The organism is Terriglobia bacterium, from assembly GCA_020073205.1.
In the GTDB taxonomy this organism is placed as follows: Bacteria; Acidobacteriota; Polarisedimenticolia; order Polarisedimenticolales; family JAIQFR01; genus JAIQFR01.
Window position 1 is genome coordinate 65,022 of record JAIQFR010000004.1, and the last position, 25,626, is coordinate 90,647.

General features: G+C 63.3%; 29 protein-coding genes. 17 read left to right on the forward strand and 12 right to left on the reverse strand.

Translation table 11 applies throughout. The annotated features are described in order from the left end of the window. Positions 1-282 precede the first annotated feature (282 nt). Positions 283-1,080: a Dam family site-specific DNA-(adenine-N6)-methyltransferase gene (locus tag LAO51_01525; protein ID MBZ5637416.1), complete on the reverse strand. Its 798-nt coding sequence runs from the start codon at positions 1,078-1,080 to the stop codon at positions 283-285. A gap of 64 nt (positions 1,081-1,144) precedes the next feature. Between LAO51_01525 and LAO51_01530 the strand changes: the two genes are divergently transcribed. From LAO51_01530 to LAO51_01540, 3 genes are read left to right on the forward strand one after another with little or no spacing between them, the layout of a single operon-like run. Continuing rightward, positions 1,145-1,360 (forward strand): helix-turn-helix domain-containing protein, encoded by a 216-nt coding sequence (locus LAO51_01530; protein ID MBZ5637417.1) that lies wholly within the window; start codon positions 1,145-1,147, stop codon positions 1,358-1,360. Further along, positions 1,335-2,198: a site-specific DNA-methyltransferase gene (locus tag LAO51_01535; protein MBZ5637418.1), complete on the forward strand. Its 864-nt coding sequence runs from the start codon at positions 1,335-1,337 to the stop codon at positions 2,196-2,198. The genes LAO51_01530 and LAO51_01535 overlap by 26 nt, the downstream gene beginning before the upstream one ends. Continuing rightward, complete coding sequence (locus tag LAO51_01540) at positions 2,188-3,009, forward strand: hypothetical protein (protein MBZ5637419.1); 822 nt, start codon at positions 2,188-2,190, stop codon at positions 3,007-3,009. Before LAO51_01535 ends, LAO51_01540 begins: the two co-directional genes overlap by 11 nt. 167 nt (positions 3,010-3,176) lie before the next feature. On the opposite strand, the gene LAO51_01545 is transcribed toward LAO51_01540, so the two are convergent. Continuing rightward, a complete protein-coding gene (locus tag LAO51_01545) occupies positions 3,177-3,494 on the reverse strand; it encodes a hypothetical protein (protein ID MBZ5637420.1) in 318 nt (105 codons plus the stop codon). Positions 3,495-4,172: 678 nt separating this feature from the next. On the opposite strand from LAO51_01545, the gene LAO51_01550 reads away from it, so the two are divergent. Next, positions 4,173-4,328 (forward strand): hypothetical protein, encoded by a 156-nt coding sequence (locus LAO51_01550; protein MBZ5637421.1) that lies wholly within the window; start codon positions 4,173-4,175, stop codon positions 4,326-4,328. 663 nt (positions 4,329-4,991) lie between these two features. Here LAO51_01550 and LAO51_01555 read toward each other — a convergent pair. Genes LAO51_01555 through LAO51_01575 form a run of 5 tightly spaced genes read right to left on the reverse strand, consistent with a single transcriptional unit; the run spans position 4,992 to position 9,445 of the window. After that, positions 4,992-6,641, reverse strand: a complete 1,650-nt coding sequence (locus LAO51_01555; protein ID MBZ5637422.1) for a phage terminase large subunit family protein — start codon at positions 6,639-6,641, stop codon at positions 4,992-4,994. Then, complete coding sequence (locus LAO51_01560) at positions 6,631-7,182, reverse strand: hypothetical protein (protein MBZ5637423.1); 552 nt, start codon at positions 7,180-7,182, stop codon at positions 6,631-6,633. Before LAO51_01560 ends, LAO51_01555 begins: the two co-directional genes overlap by 11 nt. Then, positions 7,157-7,846, reverse strand: coding sequence for a ParB/RepB/Spo0J family partition protein (locus LAO51_01565; protein MBZ5637424.1), 690 nt, complete (start codon positions 7,844-7,846; stop codon positions 7,157-7,159). Before LAO51_01565 ends, LAO51_01560 begins: the two co-directional genes overlap by 26 nt. 11 nt (positions 7,847-7,857) lie before the next feature. Next, positions 7,858-9,249: a DNA adenine methylase gene (locus tag LAO51_01570; GenBank protein ID MBZ5637425.1), complete on the reverse strand. Its 1,392-nt coding sequence runs from the start codon at positions 9,247-9,249 to the stop codon at positions 7,858-7,860. Continuing rightward, positions 9,242-9,445 (reverse strand): hypothetical protein, encoded by a 204-nt coding sequence (locus LAO51_01575; protein ID MBZ5637426.1) that lies wholly within the window; start codon positions 9,443-9,445, stop codon positions 9,242-9,244. Before LAO51_01575 ends, LAO51_01570 begins: the two co-directional genes overlap by 8 nt. Positions 9,446-9,552: 107 nt before the next feature. Here LAO51_01575 and LAO51_01580 point away from each other — a divergent pair, with 107 nt between their 5' ends. The 5 genes from LAO51_01580 (at position 9,553) to LAO51_01600 (ending at position 12,934) form a co-directional block, all read left to right on the forward strand. Then, positions 9,553-9,762 carry a hypothetical protein gene (locus tag LAO51_01580; protein ID MBZ5637427.1) on the forward strand — a complete coding sequence of 70 codons (210 nt, stop codon included), beginning with the start codon at positions 9,553-9,555 and terminating at the stop codon, positions 9,760-9,762. 12 nt (positions 9,763-9,774) lie between these two features. Beyond that, a complete protein-coding gene (locus tag LAO51_01585) occupies positions 9,775-10,029 on the forward strand; it encodes a hypothetical protein (protein MBZ5637428.1) in 255 nt (84 codons plus the stop codon). A 3-nt stretch (positions 10,030-10,032) separates the two neighbouring features. Further along, positions 10,033-10,464, forward strand: a complete 432-nt coding sequence (locus LAO51_01590; GenBank protein MBZ5637429.1) for a hypothetical protein — start codon at positions 10,033-10,035, stop codon at positions 10,462-10,464. Positions 10,465-11,768: 1,304 nt separating this feature from the next. Next, positions 11,769-11,987 (forward strand): helix-turn-helix domain-containing protein, encoded by a 219-nt coding sequence (locus tag LAO51_01595; GenBank protein MBZ5637430.1) that lies wholly within the window; start codon positions 11,769-11,771, stop codon positions 11,985-11,987. Then, positions 11,984-12,934 carry a toprim domain-containing protein gene (locus LAO51_01600; GenBank protein ID MBZ5637431.1) on the forward strand — a complete coding sequence of 317 codons (951 nt, stop codon included), beginning with the start codon at positions 11,984-11,986 and terminating at the stop codon, positions 12,932-12,934. Before LAO51_01595 ends, LAO51_01600 begins: the two co-directional genes overlap by 4 nt. 5 nt (positions 12,935-12,939) lie before the next feature. Here LAO51_01600 and LAO51_01605 read toward each other — a convergent pair whose 3' ends face one another. Beyond that, the gene (locus LAO51_01605) at positions 12,940-13,467 is read right to left on the reverse strand and encodes an IS630 family transposase (GenBank protein ID MBZ5637432.1); all 528 of its coding nucleotides are present in this window, start codon (positions 13,465-13,467) and stop codon (positions 12,940-12,942) included. After that, positions 13,464-13,955 carry an IS630 family transposase gene (locus tag LAO51_01610; GenBank protein MBZ5637433.1) on the reverse strand — a complete coding sequence of 164 codons (492 nt, stop codon included), beginning with the start codon at positions 13,953-13,955 and terminating at the stop codon, positions 13,464-13,466. Before LAO51_01610 ends, LAO51_01605 begins: the two co-directional genes overlap by 4 nt. A gap of 114 nt (positions 13,956-14,069) precedes the next feature. Here LAO51_01610 and LAO51_01615 point away from each other — a divergent pair, with 114 nt between their 5' ends. The 5 genes from LAO51_01615 (at position 14,070) to LAO51_01635 (ending at position 19,177) form a co-directional block, all read left to right on the forward strand. After that, complete coding sequence (locus LAO51_01615) at positions 14,070-15,605, forward strand: hypothetical protein (GenBank protein MBZ5637434.1); 1,536 nt, start codon at positions 14,070-14,072, stop codon at positions 15,603-15,605. A gap of 281 nt (positions 15,606-15,886) precedes the next feature. After that, on the forward strand, positions 15,887-16,384 hold the full coding sequence (locus tag LAO51_01620; GenBank protein MBZ5637435.1) for a DUF2924 domain-containing protein: 498 nt from the start codon (positions 15,887-15,889) through the stop codon (positions 16,382-16,384). Then, positions 16,384-17,970, forward strand: coding sequence for a recombinase family protein (locus LAO51_01625; GenBank protein MBZ5637436.1), 1,587 nt, complete (start codon positions 16,384-16,386; stop codon positions 17,968-17,970). Before LAO51_01620 ends, LAO51_01625 begins: the two co-directional genes overlap by 1 nt. Beyond that, positions 17,967-18,338 carry a hypothetical protein gene (locus LAO51_01630; GenBank protein MBZ5637437.1) on the forward strand — a complete coding sequence of 124 codons (372 nt, stop codon included), beginning with the start codon at positions 17,967-17,969 and terminating at the stop codon, positions 18,336-18,338. The genes LAO51_01625 and LAO51_01630 overlap by 4 nt, the downstream gene beginning before the upstream one ends. 254 nt (positions 18,339-18,592) lie before the next feature. After that, positions 18,593-19,177 (forward strand): site-specific integrase, encoded by a 585-nt coding sequence (locus LAO51_01635; GenBank protein MBZ5637438.1) that lies wholly within the window; start codon positions 18,593-18,595, stop codon positions 19,175-19,177. An 11-nt stretch (positions 19,178-19,188) separates the two neighbouring features. Here the strand turns inward: LAO51_01635 and LAO51_01640 are convergent, their stop codons facing one another. Beyond that, complete coding sequence (locus tag LAO51_01640; protein ID MBZ5637439.1) at positions 19,189-20,406, reverse strand: hypothetical protein; 1,218 nt, start codon at positions 20,404-20,406, stop codon at positions 19,189-19,191. Positions 20,407-20,603: 197 nt separating this feature from the next. Here LAO51_01640 and LAO51_01645 point away from each other — a divergent pair, with 197 nt between their 5' ends. Both LAO51_01645 and LAO51_01650 read left to right on the forward strand, forming a co-directional pair. Continuing rightward, positions 20,604-21,452, forward strand: a complete 849-nt coding sequence (locus tag LAO51_01645; GenBank protein ID MBZ5637440.1) for a hypothetical protein — start codon at positions 20,604-20,606, stop codon at positions 21,450-21,452. A 105-nt stretch (positions 21,453-21,557) separates the two neighbouring features. After that, entirely contained in the window at positions 21,558-21,917 is a 360-nt protein-coding gene (locus LAO51_01650; GenBank protein MBZ5637441.1) for a hypothetical protein, read from the forward strand. A gap of 265 nt (positions 21,918-22,182) precedes the next feature. Here LAO51_01650 and LAO51_01655 read toward each other — a convergent pair whose 3' ends face one another. Further along, positions 22,183-23,391 (reverse strand): ISL3 family transposase, encoded by a 1,209-nt coding sequence (locus LAO51_01655; GenBank protein MBZ5637442.1) that lies wholly within the window; start codon positions 23,389-23,391, stop codon positions 22,183-22,185. Between the two features lie 358 nt (positions 23,392-23,749). On the opposite strand from LAO51_01655, the gene LAO51_01660 reads away from it, so the two are divergent. Next, positions 23,750-24,319, forward strand: a complete 570-nt coding sequence (locus LAO51_01660; GenBank protein MBZ5637443.1) for a hypothetical protein — start codon at positions 23,750-23,752, stop codon at positions 24,317-24,319. 356 nt (positions 24,320-24,675) lie between these two features. Here the strand turns inward: LAO51_01660 and LAO51_01665 are convergent. Next, a partial coding sequence (locus LAO51_01665) for a hypothetical protein (GenBank protein MBZ5637444.1) occupies positions 24,676-25,626 on the reverse strand: 951 nt, incomplete at its 5' end.

A 25,626-nucleotide genomic window follows, 5' to 3' on the forward strand; every position in this document is an offset into this window, starting at 1 on the left:
TGCGGATCCGCGGCTAGGGTCCGGTATCGGGGTCCTATGTCAACCCCGCCTCCCAGCCCAAGTCCCGCCACACCTGGGCCCACTCTCCTCCCGGTGCCCGGGTGAATTCTAGCCGGTCGCCGCGGAGCCACGCAGAGGGTCGGGGCGCTTTTCCGCGCACCGGCGGCGCGGACGACCCCGCGAACATGCAGAGGCAGACGAAGTAGGCGGCGAAGGAGAAGGACAGGTGGGAGCAGCGGGGGACGCCGCCCTGCGCGACGGCTGGGTAGTCCCGCACAGCCGTCAGAAGTTGCGGATCACGAGCTCACGTACACCGCGGTCGGCAGCACTCAGGTTAATCTCGCGCCGAGAGGCGATACTTCTCACCTCGTAGCCGGAGTAGAGGTACTTGACGAAGGCGGTGTCACTGTTGCTCACGACCCAGCGGACGCCCCGGCCGTCAAGTTCCCGACAAACTGCCGCGAGTCGAACGTGGTCTTTCTCTCGAAACTGGCCAGGAGTGTAGCGATTGAAATCCGAATAGCCGCCGAGCTTGTAGTACGGAGGGTCGAAGTACACGAAATCCGAGGGTGCGACGTCACGAAGGCACAACTCGAAGTCCCCCCGCCTTATCTCCGCAGCACCCAACTGGTCAGCCATCCGCTCGAGATTCGTCGGGTCGTAGTAGCGCCGACGATACGCGCCGTAGGGAACATTGAACTGCCCAAGCCGGTTTACGCGAAAGAGGCCGCGGAAACACGTCTTGTTTAGGAAGATCAGGTGCGCGGCTCTCTGATGCACGTCCAGGGATCCGGGCGCGACTGACCGGATGCGGAGGTACTCCGTTTTCGTGTTACGTAGAGTGTCCAGGGCGGCCGCTACCCGACGCCAGTCCGCGCGCACCGCAACGTAAACGTCGAGGAGCCAGTCGTTGAGGTCCCCCAGAACAGCTCGCTCGGGCTGAAACGTAAGGAATACACTGGCGCCGCCGACGAACGGCTCGAAGTAGGCTCCGATCCTTTCGGGAAAGAGCTCGACGAGCGTCGCGGCGAGGCCCTGCTTGCCGCCGGCCCACTTCAGGATTGGCTTCGCACCGCTCATCGTGGTCCCTCATGATACTCATAGTCTGTAGACTGTCAAGTAGCATCTGACGAGAATGAACGCGATGGCGGCGAAGAACGAGAACTGCCAGCGCTTCGGAAAAAGGGTGAGGCGCTTGCGCAAAGAGTTGGGGTTGTCCCAAGAGCAATTCGCGGACCGCGTCGGCATTCACCGAACGTACATAGGCGGAATAGAGCGCGGTGAGCGCAACCCGACTCTGAGCACCATCTATCGAATCGCGCAGGGGTTGAAGATTGAAGCGTCAAGGCTCCTCGGTTGATCGGTCCCAGGTGCTCCGGCATAGCATCTACGCCATCGACAACCACAACCTGTCTTTGCTTCCCGAGAACTCCGTACAACTGACCGTGACAAGCCCGCCCTACGTTACGACGGAGTTTCGCCGCGGGCAGGACTTCCCCTACGAGCAGTTCCTCGAAGACTTCCACGCCGTCTGCGAGCAACTCTATCGCGTTACGGTTCCAGGGGGGCGTTTCGCGCTCAACGTCGCCGACATCATCACCAAGTATCGATACGCAGACGACAAGACAATCAGTAGAGTACCGCTCGGCAGCGACACGCTCCAAGTCGCCCAGAAGGCCGGCTTCCGCCTCCTTGAGCGTTTCATTTGGGACAAAGGATATACCCGCAATTTCGGTGGACCGTTGCTGGGGAGCTATCCCTTCCCTCTTACGATCTTCAACAACAACTACTTTGAGTACATCTACGTTCTTCAGAAGCCCGGGAAACGCCACGTCCTCCAGAAGGTCCGGGAAAGCAGCCGGCTCACGCCCGAAGAGTGGCGCGACTGGACCCAGCGATGGTGGCGAGTCGAGAGCATTTCCGAGAAATTGGACTACCACGGGGCTGTATTTCCCGTCGAAATCCCGTACCGCATCATCCGCATGTACTCTTACGTCGGGGACACGGTCCTTGACCCGTACATCGGCACGGGGAGTACGATGTTCGCGGCTCACAAGGCGGGCCGGCAGTCGATCGGATTCGAGATTGATCCGGAATGCCGCCGCTGGATTCGTCAACGCATGCACCGCGAAATCCGACCGCTCCTCGAGGCCCCGCTGGAGTACGAGATCCTTACCGAGGTTAAGCATGCGAGCTGAGGAACGCTGGCGGGCGCTAGGTTGGCGCCACGCCGTATGGGACCTGGTGCGGTACTTTTGCGCCCTGGCGAGGTCCCGCGCGCAGCAATCGAAGTTCGTGGAAGACTTGCGGCAACAGGCATCGATGACCGTCGGTCGCGAGCCAACCGTTGCGATTCCTCGCGAAGACGTGACTCTCTTCATTTCCTACCTGGAGGCGCGGGAGGCACAGCTTACAGCAGCTCTCGGCCATCTACGAGATGAAAAGGAAGCACTTGAGTTGTGCAAGCGAAACCGCTGGAAGGTGGAGACCACAACGACCCAGAGCCATGACCACTACCAATCGTCCAAGGCACTAATCGCCGCGGTATCGAATATCGCCAGCCGCGTCGTGTCACGGCGCGGCGTGACCGTCGAGGCCAATCCCCAGCGTCGCTGCGTGTGGCTGGAGAGGAGTCAACTCCACGTAACTGCAAGAAACCTTGATGGAGCTATCCCTGGCTTGACGAATCCTCGGGTCATCTGGGAGATCAAGGAGTACTGGGGCAAGACGTCGGGTGGCAGCAAGATGAGCGACGCCGTGTACGAGTGCAATCTCGTGGGTCGAGAACTGCGCGAGTACGAGGAGCGCTCGGGCGTCCAGGTAGAACATGTCGTCTTCGTCGACGGTAGAGAGCAATGGCATGCTCGTAAGTCCGACTTGTCCCGATTCGTCGACCTTCTTAATCAAGGACTGATCGACGCGCTTTTTGTTGGGAAAGAGGTGGAGACCGACTGGGAGAAATACCTAGGGGATATTCTCGACCGCGCAGAATTGGGGGGCAACCGATAGGTTCTGGACGAACCGCCGGTACCGACTCTGCGGAACCGACCCCGTTTCGTACGACCCAACCTCGGTGCTCGGGGACTTCAGGCTGTTCATCACCCCGCAATAGCCGGGGGGCACCCAACTCCGGCGTCACGCATGCGATTGATAGGGGGGGGCGACGGCGCACCCCGTTACGCCTTTGCCATCCTCCTCGCAATCTCGATAGCCGCGCGAACCCCCTTCTCCATCCGCAGCGCCTTGACCTGCGCCTTCTGCCTCGGCTTCAGCCGGCGCACGTACCCCATGTACTGGCCCTGGAGCTTTAGCTCCGCCCTACGTTTGGGCGACAGCTTCAGCTTGCGCTTCTGCGGCCCCCGGTCCGCCGAGGCTCCTCGCACAGCGCGGTTCGTGAGCGCCACGACACGCCCGAGCGACCGGTCGATCGCGGTGAGTGACTGGCGGATGATGCGGAGGTGCTTCGTAAGTGGGTGGCGGTGACGCTTCGGCACGGTGGGCCCCCCCTGGATAAGGGGCGATGGTAACACGGCGAAGGCCCGGGGCGTTGAGTATTACATCTTCGGCATCGGCGCCAATACTCGTCCGGCCGATGTGTTTGACGTGGCAGAACCGCAAGCCTAGATTTTGAGTCGGAGCCAGGGGGACGGCATGCGAAGCGAAACCGTTCGGGCGACCCCCACGCACGCGCGTCCGATCTCGGCGACACAGCATCGGAATCCAACTGGTCAGCCTTTCGGCCGGACGCGGCGGCAGAATCGAGGCGAGTCATGAACCGAACCGGCGTCCGATTCCTCGTCGTCGCGGCCGCACTCTTACTCGCGAGCCATCGCGCAGCCTGGCCTTGCTGTCAGCTCGTGGGCGACATGTGCGGAGAGCCGTACGCGATCAATTGCAACAACGGCGTTGTGTGCCTTCCCGGATACATCTCATGCCCTGGCGCCACGTGCACCTCGACGATCATCGGGCACACCTGCCTCGCCGTGACTTCTCAGCCCGGAACGGTCTTCACGCTTCGTATCGGCAAGAACGCGGTCCTCCCAGGAGACATCGACCTCAGCTGGGATCCGAGCTGCAGTCCGTACGCGTCTGACTACTCGGTCCACGAAGGCACTATCGGAAATTGGTACTCACATACCGCGATCCACTGCTCTTCGGGAGGCGCCCGGTTGATGACGATTGTCCCTGGTACCGGCGGCCGGTACTACCTGGTCGCTCCGATTTCCGGCGTCTGGACGGGTAGCTTCGGGACCAACTCGGCAGGCGTGGAGCGACCCGATTCGGATCTGCCGTGCACGGATGCCCGGGCGATCGCGCCCTGCCCCTGAAGGCCGGCTTTCGTGCCGAGGTCGACGCGATCCTCTTGCAAATACAAGAAGGCGGCGAGTAGATCCTCTCGACGCGTATGTCATTGTAAAGCTCTCGCGTCGTCACAGTCGAGCGAGTCGATTGTGAACGTATCGTTATTCTAGCTAAGCACACAATAGAAAGTGGCTCTGATGAACCGTTTCACAATCACACCATTCTCAAGCCGATCACTTACCGCATGGCGCCTCACGCTGAGAGCCGGACATGCGGCCCACCCTCGCCAACCGCAAGCGGCATTCTACGGGCTTTTCTGGCGGTTTGGGGAGCGGCTCCGGATCCAGGTGAGCGGCATTCCATGGGTTTGCCGGGCGGTTTAGCGGCACGAACCGGCACACAAACGGCACGTTTCAGCGTGAAAACCTGGATTCGACCAGGTGAAGAACACCTCGCCTGAAAGCCATCTCGTTGCAAACACTGGCAGTTAGCGTTTTGGGCTGCACCGGCAGAACCGTCAGAACCGCCCCCGGCGTGCCGATTCCGGGGTCAAATTTGCTCCCGAAATCGCGGTGCGGGAACGTTTTTGATCCCGGAAAGGCCATTCGGGAACGAATTTGATCCCGCGACCCCCTTCCCGGGAACGATTTTGATCCCTTCCGCGTCGTCGGCTTCTGCGGGGTCCTCCCTCACCACTGCGCGTCCAGGATCTCGTCGTACCGCCACTCGACTTGGCGAGGAAGGGCGATGCGCGGCCCCCACGACGTGTCCCGCGACCACGCGATGGCGTCGTAGGTGAACGCCAGCGAGAAATGGTTGGTCCCGGTCTTGATGTACTTGTACGCGAGCGCTCCGGTCTCCTCGTTTTCCTCGAGCCGCTTCGCGTCGGCCGCCAGTTGCTGGGCGAACACCTCGACGATCCCGCCTCGCCGCGGGAGGACCACCTTCTTGTCCCGGATCAGCTGTCGGCTCGCGTCGAGCGCCTCGGTCCTGTTCTCGCTCACGATCCGCTCGACGGCGTCCCACTGGTACTTCCCACGCTGGGATTCCTGGAAGTAGTTCAACCAGACGCGTCCCGAGTGTCGTCTCGCGAAGGCCCGCGTTGCGTGGAGCTCAGGCATCGCGTCGATGACGCACCTTTGCACCGAGAACCGCTTCATCAGCGTGTCGAGTTCCGAGAAGTCGTGGTGAATGCCCAGGTACACGACCCGCCGCAGGCCGTTCCCCTCGGGCACGAACTGCGACACCACCACGTGAAACTGCTTCCCGGTGTCGATTCCCATAGAGCAGGACTCCGACGACCGTTCGAGCATGCCGTCGCTTCCGCAGCACGCGAGCACGGTCATCGCATCGACCCGGTTCTGCGTGTCGGCCCAGGCGATCCCGACCTTGAGGTTATAGAAGCGGTCCAAGAACCGGGTCGTCCGGTACTCCCGCAGGATGTCGCCGGGATCGACCTTCGAGGAAACGAGCTGAGAAATGACGTAGCCACGACTCGGCCGGTCGGGAAAGTCGGCAACCCATTCGCCGACTTCGGGATCGAGTTCGGCTCCGCAGCCCGGGCACGCGCGGAAGCAGGTGCCGTCCTCGCGCTCGCGGATGACCCGGACGTCCTGTCCCGGTCCCTTCGGAAACTCGACGTCGAGCGCGGTCCACCGCGTACAGCTCGCGCACCGAATCGTCCAGTGTCGTTGATCCGATTGTTGAAAGACCTCATCGATCCCGTACCCGGGCAGGGATGGATTGGACAGCTCGATCACCCTGCGGTAGTCGGAGTGGCTGAGCCTTTCCCGTGCCCGGGTCTTCGCATCAGGGGTGGCCTCATCGAGCTCGTCGAAGACGACCATGTCGGCCGGGACGGATTTCATGCCGACGGCCGACTGCATGCCGCGGAAGTAGAGGTGCGCCGACCCGATCCTCTTCAAGCCGGCCGTGTCGGTGTCGGACATTTTCCGGGCGAGGAAGGGGTTGTCGCCGATGAGCGGCCCGACCCTTGACTTCGAGAACTCCAGCACGTCGGTCCGAGTCGGGAAGAAATAGATGACGTTGAGCCCCTGCAGGCAGGCGTGCAGGCTACGCAGCACCGCCCACGTCGTCCCGCCGATCTGGGCCGCTTTCATCAAGACGACGTGCTGCGCCGCCTCGTCGTAAATCGCTCGCAGGTAGGCGTGGCCCGCGAACGAGAACGCCCTCCCCTCCAAGCGGATCTTTCGGAGCGCCCAGGCCGCGAGAGGATCGCTCGCTGCCCGGGTGGCCGGCCGTGCGATTTCGCTCGAGCGGCCCCGGAGGTAGCCGCGCAGGTGCCACGGAACGCCGGTGCGATTCGGCCTAGGCGACACCTTCATCCTCGTCGCCGCCCGCGGGGACGCGCTCCAGGAGTGCCCGCGCGATCCGGTCGCGCATCTCCTCGTCAGGAACCTCCGCCTTCACGACCTCGATGAACAAGTCGATGAGGCCGCGACCATCGGCCTCGGCCTCCGCGCGGATCTGCTCCTCCGTCTGACCATCCAGCGACAGGCCCCGGGCCAAGCGCTGACCCTTCTGGGCCTTCTCCAGTATGCCGGCGACTTCCTTGAGATCTTCAATGCCCATTGCTTTCTGGCTCTGAAGGGCCCCGAAGAGCTGGGAGACCACGACGCCCCAGAGCTTGAAGTGCGAGCTATTCAAGGTAACGCGCTCGCTGGCGATCTTCTCGACCAACTGTTCGGCGGCCTTCTTCTCGATCTTGATGAGGAGCCCGGCCCAGTCTTCTTCTTTCTTCCAGAGGCCGACCGTGTGCGCCTTGATCTTCAGCCGCCGGGCGATCTCGGCCACCGACGGGACTTCCCCGGTCAAGAAGAGGTGCCGGGCCTCCTCACGCTTGCTCTTCGAGTACCGCATCGTCGCGCTCCTTCAGGAAGTGCCGGGCGAGGTTGGCGAGGCCGCGGGCCTTTCGATCCCGCCCTTGGGTGCCATCGCTGGCGAACTCCACGGCGCGGTCGATCATCTCCTCTTGCTCGGGCGTTACCACGAAGGTCATCACCCGTGGCAACACTTTCTCTTGCCTTTCCGCCTCATCCGCCAGGAGTGCTGCGATCTCCTCGGCGGGAAACTCCAAGAGCGCATGCAGCTCTTCGATCTGCTTATCCGTCTCCGGGAGGAGGCCCGCGAGGTCGCCGAGGTTCATCTCGCCGAGGAGCTCGTGGAGGAGCTGCGCCCGGCGAATCGGGCTGTCCTGGCCCTGGAGGCGGTTGAGGGTCGCGAGCAGCAACCTGGCCTCACGGTCGTCCACGTTCCAGACGTCGCAACGAGCCTCCGTGTGGCCGAGGTCCCGGAGGATCTCGACGCGGTGGTGGCCGTCGAGGACCTGATAACAGCCCGGCTCGTCCGGATGAGGCCGGACCACGACGAAGGGATACCGACCTGTCCGGTGAATGTGAGCTTTGAGCTTCTCCCGGAGGTCGTCCGGCATCACGTTCGAGTTGAGCGGGTGCGGGCGGAGGTCCTCGATCGGAACCATGCGGGGACCGATCCGATTCGCGGCGAGCGACTTGGCGTCCATCATGGGGGGTCTCCTTACGACTTGACGGGGGTCTCGAACGGGAGGACCCTCGAAGGGTGGTCATCGTGCAACGCCCGGGCTTTGACATCTCGGTCGCCGGCCATCGAGTGAAGAGCGGCGTCTGGAAGGTCAACGCGCGGCTCACCTTCTGGAGACATGCCCGCCCCGATCCGGGGATCCGACTTCTCGACGAGGGGCGCGTGGCCTTCCTGAAAGCCATCCTGGAGGAAACCGCTCGGGGCCGGACGCAAGGCGCCGCGGCGGTCAAGGTGTATCTCGACTTCGCCGGGGACAAACGCCAAATCCTGCTCGGGGGCAGTGGGAGAGATCTTCCCCACTGACCGGAGGAGTTCCGACTCGGGATCCCACCCCACGACCAAGAACTCCCGGTTCTTCTCCTTCTTCTCATCAGTCGCCACGGCGGGCAGGTGCTGGTACTTGATCTCGATTGCGCGAGTTCGCCGGCCGAGCCGGGCCATCTTTTCCTCCAGCTCGCCGATCGTGACGACCGCGTTGCCGAGGGAGAGCAACCAGATCGGGATGTGCCGGGCCTGCTCGAAGAGACCGTCGATCATCGCGGCGCCGTCCCGCGCCGTGAACGGGCTCGTGGGTCGGGACGCGCCCTCCAGGATCTCGTCGATGACCTTGTACTCGCGCTCGTAGCTCATCACGCCTGGGTAAGGCGGGTCGAAGTAGACGACGTCCGCCTCGATCGTCGGTAGCGCGTCAAGGACGCTGGTCTGCAGGACCCTCCCCTCCCCCTGGAACACGCCCGCGTTGATCTGCCGCGCCAGCGCCCAGAGCTTGTCGGGATGCGTGAGGCGCAGTCCGTCGACGTAGTGGTAGACGGCACTCTCGGTGATCGACTCGTACTCCCCGGTTGTGACCCTGTGGATCGTCCCCTTGCGGACCTGGCTGTACGGATGTGCCAGGAGCGCGACGCGCACCGCGAGGAGGCGGAAGAGCGCAGCCTTCGCGGGGTCCTCGGTCTTCCCCGCCGTTGCGAGCGCCCGGTCGATGAACCGCCCCTGAGCCTGTGTGAAAACGGACGGGACGTACTCGCGCTCGATTCGCCCGGGTGGCGCGTCGGTCGGGGCGGCCAGGCGGACCACGTCGTTGTAGGTCAGGCGGACGCGGGAGTTTTCGATCAGAGCCCTGCCGATCGTGACCGCCCGAGTGGCGATGTCGGTCGCGATCACCCGGAAGCCCTGGGCCTTGGCGTAAAGCGAGACCGACCCGCCACCCAGGAACGCATCCAGGAACGTCCTTCCCACCCACAGGCGGCGCGGAAGCACGCGGTCGATTTCCCGGAAGATGAGGGGACACAGGCGGCGCTTCCCGCCCAAGTAAGGCGGCAGTGCCGCCCAAATGGCGAGCTTCCTGCGGGACCGCGCGCGTTTAGCCATCGTTCACCTCCCGGGAGAACCACGCCCACCGCACCCCGAGCCCCCCACCGAACCAGCCGACCTCGAACCGCCAGCCGGCGGCCGCACCGTGCTCGACCTCCCACCGGCTGAAGCGCTGGTACTCGACCATCGCCTCACGATCGCTTTTCGCCGGCGCGTCCTGGCGGCATTCCTGCAACGGCTTGGTGGTGTTCACGAGCGTTTCACCATCGCCTTCGAAACCTTCTGAAGCCGCTTGATCTTGTTGGAAAGCAGCGCACTCCTGTTGCTGACGCGGGCGGGACCCGCGAGGAGAAAACGACGATGGCCACCACGAAGAAAAACCAGAAGACGACGGACCAGAAGATCGATTCCCTGGCCCCCGGCGCGACGATCGAACTGTCCCGGAACGACCGGGGCGTGCGGGTCGTGGCAGAGCGGTCCGGGGATGGCGAGCGCGTGCGGATCGTCCGGATCTACGCTGACGGCGAGAGGGTCCTCGGGTTCGTGGTCATGCTCAATCAGAGATGGTAGGGGGGACCCACCATGGCCACGATCATCAGCCCGAACTCGCGCCAGCAGCCGCACGACCTGAGACCCGACGAGGGGTTCGATCGCGAGTGCCTCTACATCCACGATAGCGGCGAGGTCCACTGCGGATCCCACGTCGGCACCGAGGCGACCTACACCCCGCAGGCGTGGTCGTGCCTCGGTCTCGGGCCCACGTTCACGAATCCCGCCGACGGGATCACATTCGCCTGCGAGACGTGCTACCCGCACGGCTTCCGCGCCGGACGCTGACCCGTGGACGACCACTGCGAGATCCGCGGGTGCCGGGCCGGGGCCGACCTGAGCTACCTCGGCCACGGCATCTGCTCCACCCACTGGAATGAATTCAGCGCGGACGACGCGCCGCCCGACGCCTTGAGGATGGCCCTCGGGATCGAGGCGCCCGCGTCCACCGCGACGGAGGTATCGATGCCCGAGACCAAGGCGAAGATCACGAAGAAGAGCAAGTCGTCCAAGGAGCCGAAGCCCAAGCGAGAGAAGGCGCCGAAAGAGGACCTCTGTGTGTTCGCCCTCCGCATGACCGAGGCGGAGCGAACGAAGCTGCACGAGGCGGCCGGACCCGGGGGCGCGACCCGGCTGGCGCGCGCCGTCCTGATCGCCGCCGCGAACGAGGACGAGGGCGCGTTCAAGTCGGCGATCGCCGAGGCGCGCAAGCTCCGCGCGTAGGTCCCTTCCCTCCACGACGACCCGCGGGTGGACACGCTCGCGGGTCGTGCTCTTTTCTCCCGTGCCTGCCGCCCGTCTGTCCGACCGGTCACACCGCGACGCCTCATGCCGCGGTCGTTTCGGTCGGTGTGCCAGTGACGCATGAGTTAGCTCCGGATGAAGTTGCGTCACGCGGTCCTGCACTTCGATTGTACTGGTCAGTACCGGTCCTACAAGGCTCAATGCGGTTTATTTGTTCATCGACACTGCTGTTGTTCGTTGCCCCTCGACACAGAATGGAACGATGAGAGACAATGCACCCCTTGGATCGTCGCGACTTTTGCTCGCCAAGGGGGTGCGTCGTGCCGGTGCCGGTATTCCCCGACTGGAGAGTCGTCCTTGCAAGACCCGAGGTCCGAAAGTCAGTGTTGAGCGGGCGCGGCTTCGATCGCCTTCGCAACCAAGATCGGCCCGTCGCAGAACGCATTCACATCTACATCTCGAAGGATGATCGCGGCCGACCACTCCCGAGGAAGGAACGACTTCAGCGCATGGAGGTGCTCTCACGGCGCCAAGTCTGGGCGGCACCGGCCATACTCGCGAGCCACCTCAGGCAAGTGGCCAGCGATTTCAGTTTTGTCTCGATGATTGGTCAGCGAATCCAGGTCGTGCCTTTCTTCACTGCATACGCTTTGAACCTTGCCGGTCGCGATCTCCCATACACGCTGGCCGGAGAACCTTACGGGATCCTGCTGCGGCGAGATCGCCCGGATCTCGTGTTACGCAAGATGGAGCACGATCTTCGTGAGATCGACGAGGTCGTTTCGAACCCGAGGACTTTCCCTCATGCGCGAGAGACCTTCGCGAAGAGCGGAGCGGAGTTTAGACGCCACATCGCAGAACTCAGGACACGACGACCGTATGTTGGTCGCGGTCGACGGGCGATCGTGGAGGAAGATGTGGTCGTCGGTCTCACGGACGCCGTCACGCGTTGGCTCGACGGTCACGGGGAACTGCTGCGCATCAAGCACGAAAGGGCTCGCGGGCGCGCGTGTTCTGAGGTACAGGCGGCAGTCGTCAGTTTGGCGAAGAGTCAAGACGTCCGACTTGGTCGAGTAAGCCTTGACGAAGTCCGCAAGGTCCTCTTTGGTCGGCCCCGCCAGAAGAACCGAACTCGCGCGATCATATTGGTAGCGCAAGGGTTAGGGTTTTCTTCCAGGACGGTCCGAAAGTTGGCAGAAACACACCCTCCAAACGGCCCGAGTTTGTAGCAAGTTCGCCCTGATTTCGATGGCACCTTGGATCCGAAAGGACGAGGTGCCACCATGGTACGAGAAGAAGTCCCCGCCGTTCTTTACCGCGTTCGCGATGTCTGCAGGCTTCTGAGCCTGCCATCCTCGACCGTCTACCGCATGGTCCACAACGGCCAACTTCGTGCCGTGCAGATGGTCGTGTCACCGGACAACCCTCGGGGCGTTGTTCGCATCCCGAAAGGCGAAGTCGATCGCCTCCTTGGAGCGATCGCGGAGGGAGGCGGACGGTGAAAAGGCTGCCTGCTGGCTTCATCCTGCAGGTCGCTGCGGCTGCCGACCGCGAGGTTCATCAGCGCCAGGATGGAGACAGTGAGCCCAGGATCCGTTGCCCCTGGTCCGAGCGACATCACCACAACGACGCCCATCCCTCCTGCAGGCTGAACCCGGAGAAGAACACCTGGTTTTGTGACCCCTGCGGCCGAGGAGGCGGAGTCAAGGACTTGGCTGCCGCACTCGCCGTCGATCTCTCTTCCCTAATTCCCACATTGGTCGGAGCGACATCCATGCCGACAACCCGGAGCACTCGTACGAAAAAGGAAGATCTCCGTTTCGTGTCCAGCGGTCCGATCTCTCCCGCCGTCCAGGCGAGATTCAAGGACTCGCTCGGCAAGGCTTACACCGAGGAAGCATGGCGGGCACTCGGGGTCGAGGAAGGAACCGTCAATGACGAGCCCGCGATCGCGTTCCCGCTCCCCAGCGACGGCCGCAAGGTCTGCCTCTACCGGCACCCAGACCCGAAGCGAGACAAGCCTTACTCCTTTCGCTTCTCCAACGGTGGCAAGGCCGACCTGCTAATTGTCGGTGACGGCAAGGAAGTCCTGCTGGTCGCCGGCGAGTGGGACATGCTGGCGGCACTGTCGGCGGGTTTCCCCCACGTAGCGACGGGAACGGGCGGCGAAGGAGCATGGAAGGACGCATGGTCCAAGCGGTTCGCCGGGAAGATCGTGTTCGTCATCTACGACGTGGACGAGGTTGGCGGCCGCGGTGCTCAGAAGGTGGCCGCGGCACTCGAAGGAACCGCGGCCTGCGTCGTTGTCGTGAGGCTCCCGCTTTCCGGAGATCCTGAGCGTGATGGCAAGGATCTGAGCGACTATCTTGCCCTCCACTCCGCCAATAATCTGCGGACCCTGCTGGCCAATGCCTCCCACGCCCATGCGGGATTACTGAGTGACGCATAAATAGTTTAACTACTCGGCCAAAAAGAAAGATCGCTGGCCTCCAAGAAGGAACGCATCAGTCGGGGTCGCATCCGGATCCGTTGGACGGCACCGCGCAACGCCACTTTGAGCTCGTGGAGGTTGAGAGGAGCGAAATTGGCGAGCTCGACCTGCTTCAGATAACGCCACACCCACTCGTCCGGGTTGAGCTCGGGCGAGTACGGGGGGAGATGTTCGACCGAGAGGCGGTGGCGATGGTCTTGGACGAAGCGTTTCACGGATACGGCCTTGTGCGGGTTGATGTTGTCCCAGACCACGATGATTCGGCCGCGTACGTGACGGAGCAGATGTCGGAGGAATACCAGGACTTGCTTGGTGGCGATCGTCCCGGGACGCACCAAGATATACAGCTTCCCGTTCGTGCTCACCCCGGAGATCGCAGAGAACTTCGGCCAGCGGTAGCAGTGCCGGACCACGGGAGTCCGGCCCTTCGGGGCCCAGGTCCGGATGCGCGTCGGTATCAAGCTGAAACCGCTTTCGTCGACGAAGATCAGCGTGGCTTTCTGCCGTCGGGCTTTTTTTTAATGCGAGGCCATTCCTGCCGGACCCAACGCTGGACCTCGACCTCATCCCGCTCGACGGCTCGTCCTGTGGGCCGCTGGTACGACCACCCGCACTGCCGGAGTAGCTTCGGGACATGATTGACGTGATAACGCGCACCGAACCGCTCGAGAACGAGCCGCTGAATCCGTTCGGCGGTCCAGAGTTGCGTGGCGTAGCCCGCGCGCTCCGCCCCCAAAGCGAGGAGCTTTACGAGCGCTTGGCGCTGGCTGCCAGTGAGCTTGGGAGGACGTCCCGGCCGGGGCTTGCTACGGAGAGATGCTCGCCCCTTCTTCCTCGCCCGCTTCAGCCACTGGCAGACTGCCGCGCGGCTGACCCGCAGCTGGCGCGCGATGTCCGCCTGGGGAACACCCTTGCGGTACAGCACGAGGGCCTGGAAACGTCGGTCTTCAAATGCCGCAGTATCTCGTCGTTCGGCCATGCGGCGAGACTACTACAGAAAGCCACGATTGTTAACTAAATAATGCGTCAGGCAGTAGCGGGATCAACTTCACCGAAAGTTCCTGTGGCGAGGTTGATCGACGTGATTCTCGCTATGCCCGATCCCATCCGTATCAAGCGGCGGGAAGCGGCCCAACTGGTCATCGAGGATCTGAAGTCTCGAGGCGAACTCGTACGGGCTGACGGCGGGCGGCTGTTCTGGTATGACCGCCAAGACCGGCAACTCTACGACCTCGACGCCTTCCCGTTCCGGACCTTGTTCCTCAAGGACTACGAGATCAATCCCGTGGAAAGAGAATTTGTGCACATCTTCGAGGCCGTCAAGGCGGCAACCCGCAGTGAAGGACGCCGTGTGCAAATTTGCCGATTCTCCTATTACGACCGCACGACCCATCGCCTATACGTGTACGGCGGTCCTGCTTCTGTGTATCGCCTCGACGGCTCCGCGATGGTCCGGGTCGACAACGGCTCGGACGACGTCTTGTTCGAGGATCACAACGAGGCCGAGACGATTCCGCCCGAGGCACTCGATCTTGCGGTAGCCGGGGACCCCATCGGCGACGTCATCGTGAGCCGCGTCAACTTCATCCGGGGGAGCGGGGTGATCCTCAGTCCCGCCCAGCAGCGGCTCGTGCTACGCGTCTGGATTGTGTCGGTGTTCTTCCCCGAGTTGTTGCCGGCCAAGTGCTTGCTCTTGCTCTATGGCGAGAAGGGTTCGGGGAAGACCACCACGCTCCGGGTGATTCTCAAGCTGCTGCTCGGTGCTAACGCGAACGTGACCCCCCTGGTGAACAAGGAGGACGGCTTCAACGCCGCCGTCTCGAGCGAGTTCCTGCTCGTCCTCGACAACGTCGATTCGTTCTCGCGTTGGATCGAGGATCGCCTGGCGACAGTAGCGACCGGGCAGACCATCCGCCTCAGGAAGCTCTACACGACGAACGAGATGCTCTCGTACCCTACCCGCTGTTGCATCGCACTGACGGCGAGGACGCCCAGGTTCCGACGCGATGACGTCGTTGACCGACTGCAGATCCTCCGAGTCGCCCGTCTCGAATCCTTCACCAAGGAAGCCGATTGGTACGCCGAGATCGAAGCGAACCGAGCCCGGCTCTGGGGTCAGCTCCTCCGTGATCTCAACGCTGTGGTCGCACTCCTCGCCTCCGACTCCACGGTCTCGCCCGACTCCATTCGCATGGCCGACTGGGCGTTTCTCGCCTCCACCATAGGGGAAGCACTGGGCCAGGGCGATGCGATCCGGGATGCATTGGAAGCGTCCGAGATCGACAAGGCCCATTTCCTCCTGGAAGCCGACGCCGTTTACGACCTGCTCCACGCGATCGCCCACGACCATCCGAACCGGGAGTGGAAGGCCGGCGAGCTCTACGCGGAGCTGAAGCATCGGGCCGAGGAAGCCGACATCGAGTTCACCATCAAGTCGCCCAGGAGCCTGGGTCGGATCCTCCACCGCCTCGAGCCCGCCCTGAAGCTCATGATCCTCTTCACCATCTCCACCAACCCGCACGACGGCCAGGCGGTCTACACGCTGGGCCCACTCCCCGAGAAGCCGCCCCAATCAAACGTGCACGGGCCGCACGACGACGCTCCCGAGCCTGGCGGTGCCGATGTTTGAGGAGTTTTGCCCGAAGTTAATCCCGCTAATCCGCGGATTTGCGGGATTAATTTTCACGAAAGTCCCGGTGAAATCGTGAGCCTCGGGTCGTTGCAGCGACGTCCTGCCGAGCAACGCCGGGTGGATTCGAGCCGCTCGGACCTGGCCTCCGTCTTGGCCCGAGGTTTCTTGCGGTTGTTGGAAAAAGCGCGCAACTTCGCCGTTTCTGAGACCACAGAGGTGCGGGATGGCCTTGATGTTCCTCGCCGTGAAGACCCTCATGTTGGGGACAGGAGGCCACCGTGGAAGGCAGCGTGATCCGGGAGATCCAGCGCCTCCGGGCAATGAGCGTCGGCGAGCTGCGCGAGGAGTGGCGGCGCCTCCATGGCGAAGACTGCAGGTCCAAGAGCAAGGATTTCTTGTACCGCAGGCTTTGCTGGAAAACACAGGAACTTGCCTATGGCGGGCTCTCGGCGGCGGCAAAAACGAGGATCGCCGAACTGGCCCCGGACACGTTCGTGCGGGCGCGAGTGCCTATCGGGTTAGCGCCTCCCGCCGTCGAGCCCGCCCTGGTCGAGGAGCCGCCCCTGACCCGCCGCGATCCTCGCCTGCCCAGCCCGGGCACCGTGATCTCTCGCCAGTACCACGGGCGCGAGCTGCGGCTCCTCGTGCTCGACGACGGCTACGAGCTTGAAGGTGTCCGGTACGCCTCGCTCACCGAGGCCGCGAAGGCGGCGACCGGTTCGCACTGGAACGGGAAATTGTATTGGGGCGTCACCCAACGGAAGCGGAAGTCCTGATGTCCCGCGCGGCGCGGAACGGGAGGCTCTCGGCGGTCGCCACCGCCACTGCTCCCGTCCGCTGCGCGATCTACACGAGGAAGAGCACCGACGAGGGCCTGGACAAGGACTTCAACTCCCTGGACGCCCAGCGCGAGGCGGCCGAGAACTACATCGCCGCGCAGCGGGAGGAGGGCTGGACCGCCACCCCGGATCGGTACGACGACGGCGGGTTCAGCGGGGGCACGACGAACCGCCCTGCCCTCCAGCGCATGCTGGCCGACGTCGAGGCCGGGAAGATCGACTGCGTGGTCGTCTACAAGTACGACCGCCTGTCCCGGTCGATGCTCGACTTCCTCCAAGTCCTGGACTTCTTCAAGCGGCGGGGCATCAGCTTCGTCTCCGTCAGCCAGAGGTTCGACACCTCCACGCCCGTGGGCGAGATGACGCTGAACATCCTGCTGTCGTTCGCCCAGTTCGAGCGGCAGATCATCGGGGAGCGCACCAGGGACAAGATGCGTGCGGCCCGTCGGCGCGGTCGGTGGACCGGTGGGATGCCGCCTCTGGGTTTCGACACCGCGCCCGAGGGTGGAAAGCTGGTCGTCAACCGCGATGAGGCCGAGCAGGTGAAGGCGATCTTCGAGCTGTACGTGGAGAACCCCTCCCTGATCGCGGTCGCGCAGGAGCTGAACAGGCGGGGTTGGCGTAAGAAGACCTGGACAACGAAGGACGGGAAGGAACGTCGTGGGAAGGACTGGAACCGGGTCAACCTCCGGCTCCTGCTCACGAACCCGTTGTACGTCGGTCGGCAGCGGCTCGGCGACGAGACGTTCAAGGGCGCGCACGCGGCGATCGCGCCGAAGGCGCTGTTCGACAAGGTGCAACGGTTGCTGGCCGAGAACCGCGGCAACGGCGGCGGCTCGTCTAGGAATCGGCACGGGGCGCTGCTTCGTGGCCTCCTTCGGTGCGCGGCGTGCGGGACCTCCATGGTCCACGCGCCCTCGAAGAACAACGGGAAATTGTACAGGTACTATCGCTGCATGAACGCGATGCGTAAGGGCGCGGCGGCGTGTCCGACGAAGGCGGTCCAGGCTGACCGGGTTGAGCAGTTCGTCGTGGACAGGATCCGGTGCATCGGCCAGGACCCGGCCTTGCAGCGCGAGACCTTCGAGGCCGCCCTCGCCCAGGTCGCCGCCGAGCGTCGGGGTCTCAAGGCCGAGACGAAGCGGAGCGAGCGGGATCTGGCGGCATCCCGGCGGGACGTGGAGCGGCTGGTCGGTGCCCTGTCGCGATCCACCGGCGCGGCTGCCGATGCGGTGCACGCCGAGCTCGTCGCGGCCCAGGAGCGCGTCGGGGTCCTCGAGTCTCGGGTCGCCGAGGTCCGGGGCCGGGAGACCACCCTGGCGGCGCAGCAGATCAACGAAACCGACCTCGCCCGGGCCCTGGAGGCGTTCACGCCGATTTGGGACGTGTTGCTCACCCCGGAGAAGGAGCGGGTGCTGAACCTGCTGATCGAGAAGGTGAGCTACGACGGCGAAAGCGGCAAGTTGGACATCGCGTTCAAGCTCGCGGGGATCGCCACCTTGGCCGCGGAGGTCGCGTCGTGACCGCCCAGGCGACGGTGAGCTATGCGGTCGATTTCAGGCGGCCGCTCAAGACCGAGGCCGCCCCGGAGCGTCCGGGCCGGACCCTCCCCGTCGCCCGCCTCCTCGCCCTCGCCCACGCCATCGACGCCAAGATCCGCTCTGGCGAGCACGACGACCTCGCCGACGCCGCCAGGAAGCTGGGCCTCACCCGCGCCCGGGTGACTCAAATCTCGAACCTGCTGCTCTTGGCGCCCACGATTCAGGCGGCGATCCTGGCGTGGCCGCCGATCACCGAGGGGCGGGACCCGGTCACGGAGCGGACCCTGCGGCCTATCGTGCGTGAGCCGGATTGGCGCCGACAGATTGTCTTGTGGACAGAAACCCGATGACCGTGATGCGCGCGAGATGGGACGAGTTCTCGGAGGCCACGCTCGATTGGGCCAGGACGGGTAGGCGTCCCGGCCCCCATGCCTTGACGCGATCCCACACCGTCTCGAGTCCGCGCTTCAGCACCCACCCGCTGTTGGCCGGGGCGGCTTGTGGTTATCCCCGCAATGGGGTGTTTTCCGGCTCGTCCAAAAGTTTGGTCAACGGGCACCTCCTTTGAACGTGAAAGAAGTCTAGCACAAGGGAGCATCAGACTATGCCCCACCTCACCCCGCCGACCCTGACCACCGCCGAGCAGAAGGCGATCCTGCGGGCAACGGCCGCCAACGTGCGCGACCACACGATCTTCTCGATGGCCCTCGGCACCGGCCTGCGCCTGGCCGAGCTCGTCGGCCTCAACGTCGGCGACGTGTTCGCACCGGACGGCACGCCCCGGGCCCGCGTCCGGATCCGGCCCGAAATCGCGAAGGGTGGCCGTGCGGCGGACGTGTTCTTACCGGACCGGCTGGTCACGAAGCTGAAGCGGTTCTGGAGGTGGAAGCGCGAACGCGGTGAGGACCTGGCCCCCGGCGCTCCCCTGTTCTGCAACCAGTCCCACCGCCGCATCTCGAAGCGCCGGGTCCAGTTCGCGTGGAGGACGTGGCAGCAGAGGGCAGGGTTCGATCGGCTGTACCCCTTCCATTGCTTGCGCCACAGCGCGGTGACGGCCGTCTACCGGGCCACCCACGACCTGTTCCTGGCGCAGCGGTTTGCGCGCCACGTCAGCCCGCTCACGACCGTCGTCTACACTCACCCCAGCGACGAGGAGATGGCAGCGCGACTGCGGCATCTCCTCTGTTGAGTGAAGTGTGCCTACTTGTCCACCAGCCGCTTCCGAAGCTCGCCGAAAAGTTCCCGACCTGCCTCGACAATCTCTTGCCTAGGCTCGGGTTCGGGCCGCTCGAGGAATACGTAATCCTCGGCTCCGCCCCCTTCCCCTGGCGCCGTCGTGGTGATCCCGATCGCCTTGCTGACCCGGCAATATGACTTTGCCAACGACGTCAGTCGGAGGAGCTCGCCACGTCGTTCCGTCCGCCTGTCCTTCGGTAGGGGACTCACGACGTACAGTAGACAATCATCCCTTCGACGGCTGCAGGTGAGGAACCAGTCTGTGCATTGCGCTTTCGCGACCCCAGAGGCCAGCCGAACTGCCCTCTTCCCGAGGGCAACCCGCCGCGCGCGCGGAATCGCCGCTAGGGTTGAGGCGATGATCGCATGTGAGGACCTTCCACCGCTTTCGATACGCTCGCCGCCCACCTCGAGCGGCTCGAGATCGGGATCGATATCGTGGCAGCGATCGATGAGGATGTCGATGATCCGACCAGGGAGCACATCGATCGCCCCCGCGAGCACACCTCGCCAAAACTCAGCTGTTGGTCGTGCGTCTTCGACGGTGAACTCATCGCCTCGGCCTCTCGCCCTAACCGCATGAATCTCCTCGAATCGGTCAACGTAGTACTCGAAGACGTCTTCCTCCTCATGAACCCTCGGGTCCAGCGTCGGCACGAGTACGTCGGTACGATGTTCAAGGTAGTCAATGAGGTCCCATGGCGTATCGAGGAAGGACGCAAGATTGGCGAAGTCGCTGTACGACAAGACGTGAATCGGGAAGGCGGCCGTGGTCACGCTCGATACGAGATCTCCGGCCTTGTACGGAGGAGAATCATGGTGCAGAACCGCGAGGCCATACATGAATCTGTGTTCCGTCGCGTCGAACAAGACCCGGGTTCTTCTCTGGTTGCTTACGTACCGCACTCGCCCCGTGCGCAGGGCACGAATCCCGCCGTGAAGCTGTCTCACCGCCTTCTTGAGGTTCTTCGCGGCCCAAGCCGTTGGGTCGCGCGTGTCCGAAGTCTTCGCCTTCGCTTGGATCACCAGGGCCACGTCGCCGAAGAGCACGAGCACGTCGGTGACCTCATTGCCACCCTCGTGCCTCGGTGACCTGAAGACAAAATCCGGTGAAAACGCCGCCTCGACCGCGGCTTGCACCGCGTCCTCGGCCAGTTCCCCGAGTCTCTTGCGGAAACGCATCACGAAGATCCACACGGATTTGCGGGCCGCAGAGCGCCCCTGCCCGGGCCTGTCGGCAAGAGGATAGCAGCGCAGCGACGCGGGGGCCTCCTCTGCACCATGCAAGGAACGCCGGGTCACGAGGACCAGGATACGGCCACTACTTCTGCCGAAGTGGAAACGGGTGTACAAGAGGGCGACGGTAGGAGGGACCCTCCATGAAACTCGTCGCTCTCCTTGGGATCGTCGTGCTTGTCGCGGCTTTGGGGGCCTGGGCCAGTGAGCCGGGGCAGCCGCTGGATTGCAGCGATTGGGTGTTTCTGCAACCCGGTTACTCCTGCGGGGTTTACAGCCCGTTCGGCGCCGCCATCTCCAGGCCGATGCATCAGCGCGGTGCCAACAGAGTGATCGACAACGCGGGCGCGCTCATCACGGTCGTTGGCTCCAACGACAGCTACCCGCAGCTTCTCAACGACTACGTCGAAGTCCGACGCTACAACGGATTGACTGAGACGGTCATTGGGTTCGTCCAGACGCGCGGCGGAGATCACATCGTTGGCATCGACGGCGAGGCCGGCATCGGCTACGATTCTCCAGAATTGGCCGGTGGCATCGAGTTTGATGCAGTGAACGGCCGGCTGCTCGTCCCGTTGGCGAGCAGTGGGCGACGCTGGATCGCCGCAATCGACGGCTTTGCCAAACTGCTTGACATCTTCGAGACTTACACCCCATCGACGTCCACGCTTTCGTTTAGGGTCCCGGCCATTCCGGAAGGCATGGGCGGTGCCGACTACTTCGACACGTACTGGGGTGACCTGTCCACGGTGGGGAGTTGGTGGCAGGCCCACGGGTTGCAATGCCATTGCCCCGCCGCACCGCCCGCTCGGGGCGACTACCTGACCGTGCCCGACACCCTTCCGACGCCGCAACCCGGCCACGGCTACTACTACGTCACCGCGACGACGTACCAGGGGCAGACGAGGTACGGGAGAAAGACGAGCGGCGGGATGTTGAGCGGGAGGGACCCGGCGGTCCTACCGGCTTGCGCCTCGGAAATCACGCCATGAAGTGATTCGTGCGCTTTGAGAAGTGGACATCGAGGACGTGGAGGCCCACACGGCCGGATACCGGAGGCAGATAGGTCTTCCATCGCCGGGTGAACAGAGAACACTGTGAAACACAAAGGAATACTAGTCGGCGGGGCCATCGTGGCCGGTGTCGCGCTCATCGGCGTGCTCCTCGCGGTTCTGGCCGCATGGGTTTACGAGAACAGCTACACATACCTCCCGGCGGAGAAGCCGCCGGCCCAGGGAGACCTCAGATGCCGGGGGAGCGAGATGCAGGCGTTCACAAACGGACATTGGTATCTTTTCACGGACTGCGCGAGGGAGACGCAATTGACGTTGGCCGCGACCCCCGTGGACGCGATTGACCATGGAGGCCCGAAGACCTGCGGGTCCGGCCCCAATGCCTGCGGGTGGAAATGGCCGAAAACGGTTTGCTGCTACTACCCGCTCGTCCGCCGCGATTGACCCCGAAGGGAATGAGTCCCCAAACGCTCATTATGGGACTGAAGAGTAAGACGAAGGTGAAGGGGAGGGAGCGTGCTTAAGACTATCGGTCTGATCGTCGCCGTTTACTGCATGGCCCGTCTCTTCCAAGTTCCCGCGGAATCAGCCAAGACGGAGGCCCGTTTTGTCTGGCTCTGGATAATGTCGATCGGAGCCATCGTCCTGATTTTCTTCATGACTGTGGACCTCCTCCTCTCCAATTTCGGCTCGTCTCCTGAAAGTGTGATCACTCGAGAGGGAGGTCGCCGCACCCATGCCAGATGGCGGTGATGTAGGTCTGGGTCGTGCGGTAGCCGTAGGCGCGATGGCTGACGACCTTCACCTTGTTGTTCATTCCTTCGAGGGCGCCGTTCGACACCCGCAGTTGGGTCCAGGCCAGGATGCCGTCGAGGTGCTCGCGGATCATCCGGGCGAACTTCTTGAAGGGCTGGAGTCGGCTGTGGCTGGCCCACCAGAGCCACTGCTTCAGGTAGGGCTCGGCCCAGCCCGGACGCTTGTAGTCCCAGAATCTCTGGAACGCTTCCTTCAGGTAGTAGGCACGGACGATCGGCTGATTCCGGCGACAGAGCGCCGACAGGCGCCTTTTCTCTTCGCGCACGAGGTTCCAGGGGTTCTTCAGCCACAACCAGCGAGTGCGCTTGAAGGCGCTCTTCTCCTCGCCCGTCAGCCGACGCCAACTCTCGCGACGGACATCGTCCACGGCACGGTTCAGGTGCTGCACCACGTGGAAACGATCGAAGACGACGATCGCCCGGGGCAGCTTCTCGCGCACTGCGGCCAGATAGACCGACCACATGTCGCAGCAGACGATCACGATCGAACGCGCTCGACGCGGACCCAGCCACTCGAAGAACCGCTTCATCGTGTCGGCGTCGCGGTTCTCTCCGATCCACACCAGCCGACTTCGCTCCAGGTCGTAGACAAGCGTCAGGTAACGCTGCCCCTTGCTGCGCGACACCTCGTCGATTCCGATGACTCTCAGGGCCTTCCACGGGCGCAGCTTCAGCCCGCGCTCTACGGCGCTCTTCACCGCCGCCGCCACGGTTTTCCAGTCCACCCCGTAGTGCATCGCCGTTTTCTTCCAGGACAATTCTCGCGACAGCCGAGCGAGCGCCAAAGACAAGGCCCTCGTGATCCTCTGCCACGGGTCGGCCCAAGGCACATGCTCGATTCGAGGTCCACAAGCCTGACACGACACTCGGCACGGGCTGTAGGCCAGCACCAGCGTTTGATCCCGCACGCGCAGATCGCGCCACCGCCTCCGAGGGCGGCGCGAGTGAACGCGTCGCGTTCGCCGCGAACACCTTCCACACGTGAGCTGCCGCCCCTCGATCCGCTCGATCTCCGCGACAAGATGCCCGGCTTCCTCCCGGACCTCCCGCACGCGGTGGGCTTTCAAGCGGAGCCCCTTCCTGATACAAGTCTCCAGGCGCATCGGTCCCGGCCCTCCTTTCGCAGGCATACACACCCACGAAGGGTAGCCGGACAGCCGATGCGCTTTGCATTTCAACCACTTACGGAGCCTTCACACTTTTCGGAGAGGAACCCCAATTTCGAGCTCCCGAAGGTGCCATAGCTGGGAACATGACAACACCCGCAAAGGTAGAAGCGAACCGGAGGAACGCCGCCCGCTCCACGGGGCCCGGCATGCAGAACGGGACAGAGTGGAGCCTGGGGACGGACTCGCACGGGAACGGGAGGACGAACACGAACGCGTGTCCGTGACTCCACAAGTGAGGGCTACAATGAGACCGAGAGGTATAGCCGTTGGCGTCTTCTTGAGCGCTTTTCTGTTGACGTACATCGCGCCCGCGCACGCCCAGACCCTCCATTCGGCCGGTCCCCCCATCAAGGGTTTCGCATACAGCGATCTCCTCAAGACTTGGGTTTCTAGAGACTTGAAGGTCTCTGTCACCGTTACTGACGATGGCCGCGAGTGGGTGTTCTTCAAAGGAGAGACCGGACTCGATGATGCGCTCGTGGTGGTTCAGTACACGCCTGATGTTCGGGAAGCGCTCACGGCTGCTCTTGTGAAGGCGCTGGAGTGGGCTGACGTTGCCCGGAAGAACAAGGCGGATACCTACAAGGGCATAACCTGCGTCGGGTCCGACGAGCAGCGGATCTGTGCGAGGACGGGAGCACCGTTTGAGGAGAATCAAATGGCTCTGCGGTTCTACTCGAAGATCGCCGCAGGGCAAGTGAACCTGGTCGTAGACATGATATCGAGGGACAACCAATTCACCAAGACGACTATCTTCTTCGAAATGTCGGAGGTGCGGCGATTTCAGAAGCTGCTATACGGTCTGCGCGAGGCGTTCGCGAAGGCACATGAGACAGCCCGCAAGCAGGAGCTCTTCAAATAGCTTCGCACCGATTTTCGAAGCTGCAGGTTGCGTCACACAGGTTCGTAGCACGGTCGCGAAGAAGGGCCCGACCGCCAATTCAAGATGCCACGCGTCCAGGGTGAGCTTCGTGCTGATCACCGGGATGCAGAACGGCACCGGGTGGAGCCTCGGGGCCGACTCGCACGGGAACGTGAGGCCGAATACGAACCCGTGCCCGTAACCAGCGGTCCCGTCTAGGCCATCACGTCACGGTTGCCCCGGCCCGCGAAGCAGCGAGGCGCGGCGAGCGTACCCCACGGGTTCTTGTTCCAAGAATAAAGTGATACCGGTTTTCCCGACCGCTCACATCGTCGCGGGCCGACGGACTGGACGCCTTAGGAGGAGCGCCCCTCCACTACGTTCCGCAGCTCCAGGGCAGTGAGTCTCATACGTTTGAACTCCGAGAGTAGAGAGTCCAGAGCCTTAACCGCGCGCCGTCGAGCGTGATTCAGATCTGTTGTCGCGCGCGGGATGTTGGTGAGCACTGCACGGAACTGTCCGACCTTGATTTCGACCTCGGCGATGGCTGATGCTAGCGACTCAGGGCCTCTAAATGCCGTGGTCAGCTCCACCGGAGTTGGGGCGCCTGCCTCGAGGGACATCGCAATCCCACGGGCAAGGGCGTCAAAGGCCTGGTCGTAGGTAGACGAGAGTCTCGGAACGTCGGCTTCCATTCGTGCGGCATAAGCGTCGAGCTCTGACGCCACGCTATCGGCAATGCGTTTCGCCCCTCGGAAGTCGGGCTGGCCGTGCCGCTGAGGGAGCGCAACAAGCTCGGCAGTTCGCTTCTCGATCACGGCGCCAAGCGCGGCGGTATCAGCGCTTAGGCGCTGCAGCACCGAACCGCTAGTTGCGACTCCATCCACTACACGCTCCATGAGATTGAGGAATCCTTCCTCATCCTGGAGTGGAATTGACTCAGGCCTCGGTGCCAAAGACGAGGCACCTTTAAGCCCGTTCGCCGCAACAGCTTCGCTCAAACGTGCGATTTCGCGGGGGATATGAAGCCGCAGATACTGCGCTAGTTCGTCCTTGTCCCGAAACGACCAGTGCAGACATCCGCGCGAGGTTAGACCCGCCTTGAAATCAGAGACTCCCCTTAGTTGGTCCGGATCGAGTTGGCTCGGTGCGACCGGCGCGTCCTTGAAATAGAACATGATCGCGATACTGCCCGGTTGCTCCTGGTGACGCTTCATGGCCTTCTCGAATTCCTCCAGAGTACCCGATCCGGCGCGTGGAGTCGCGGTGCCAATTCGCGTCCAGAGCATGCCGATGAGGATATCGTA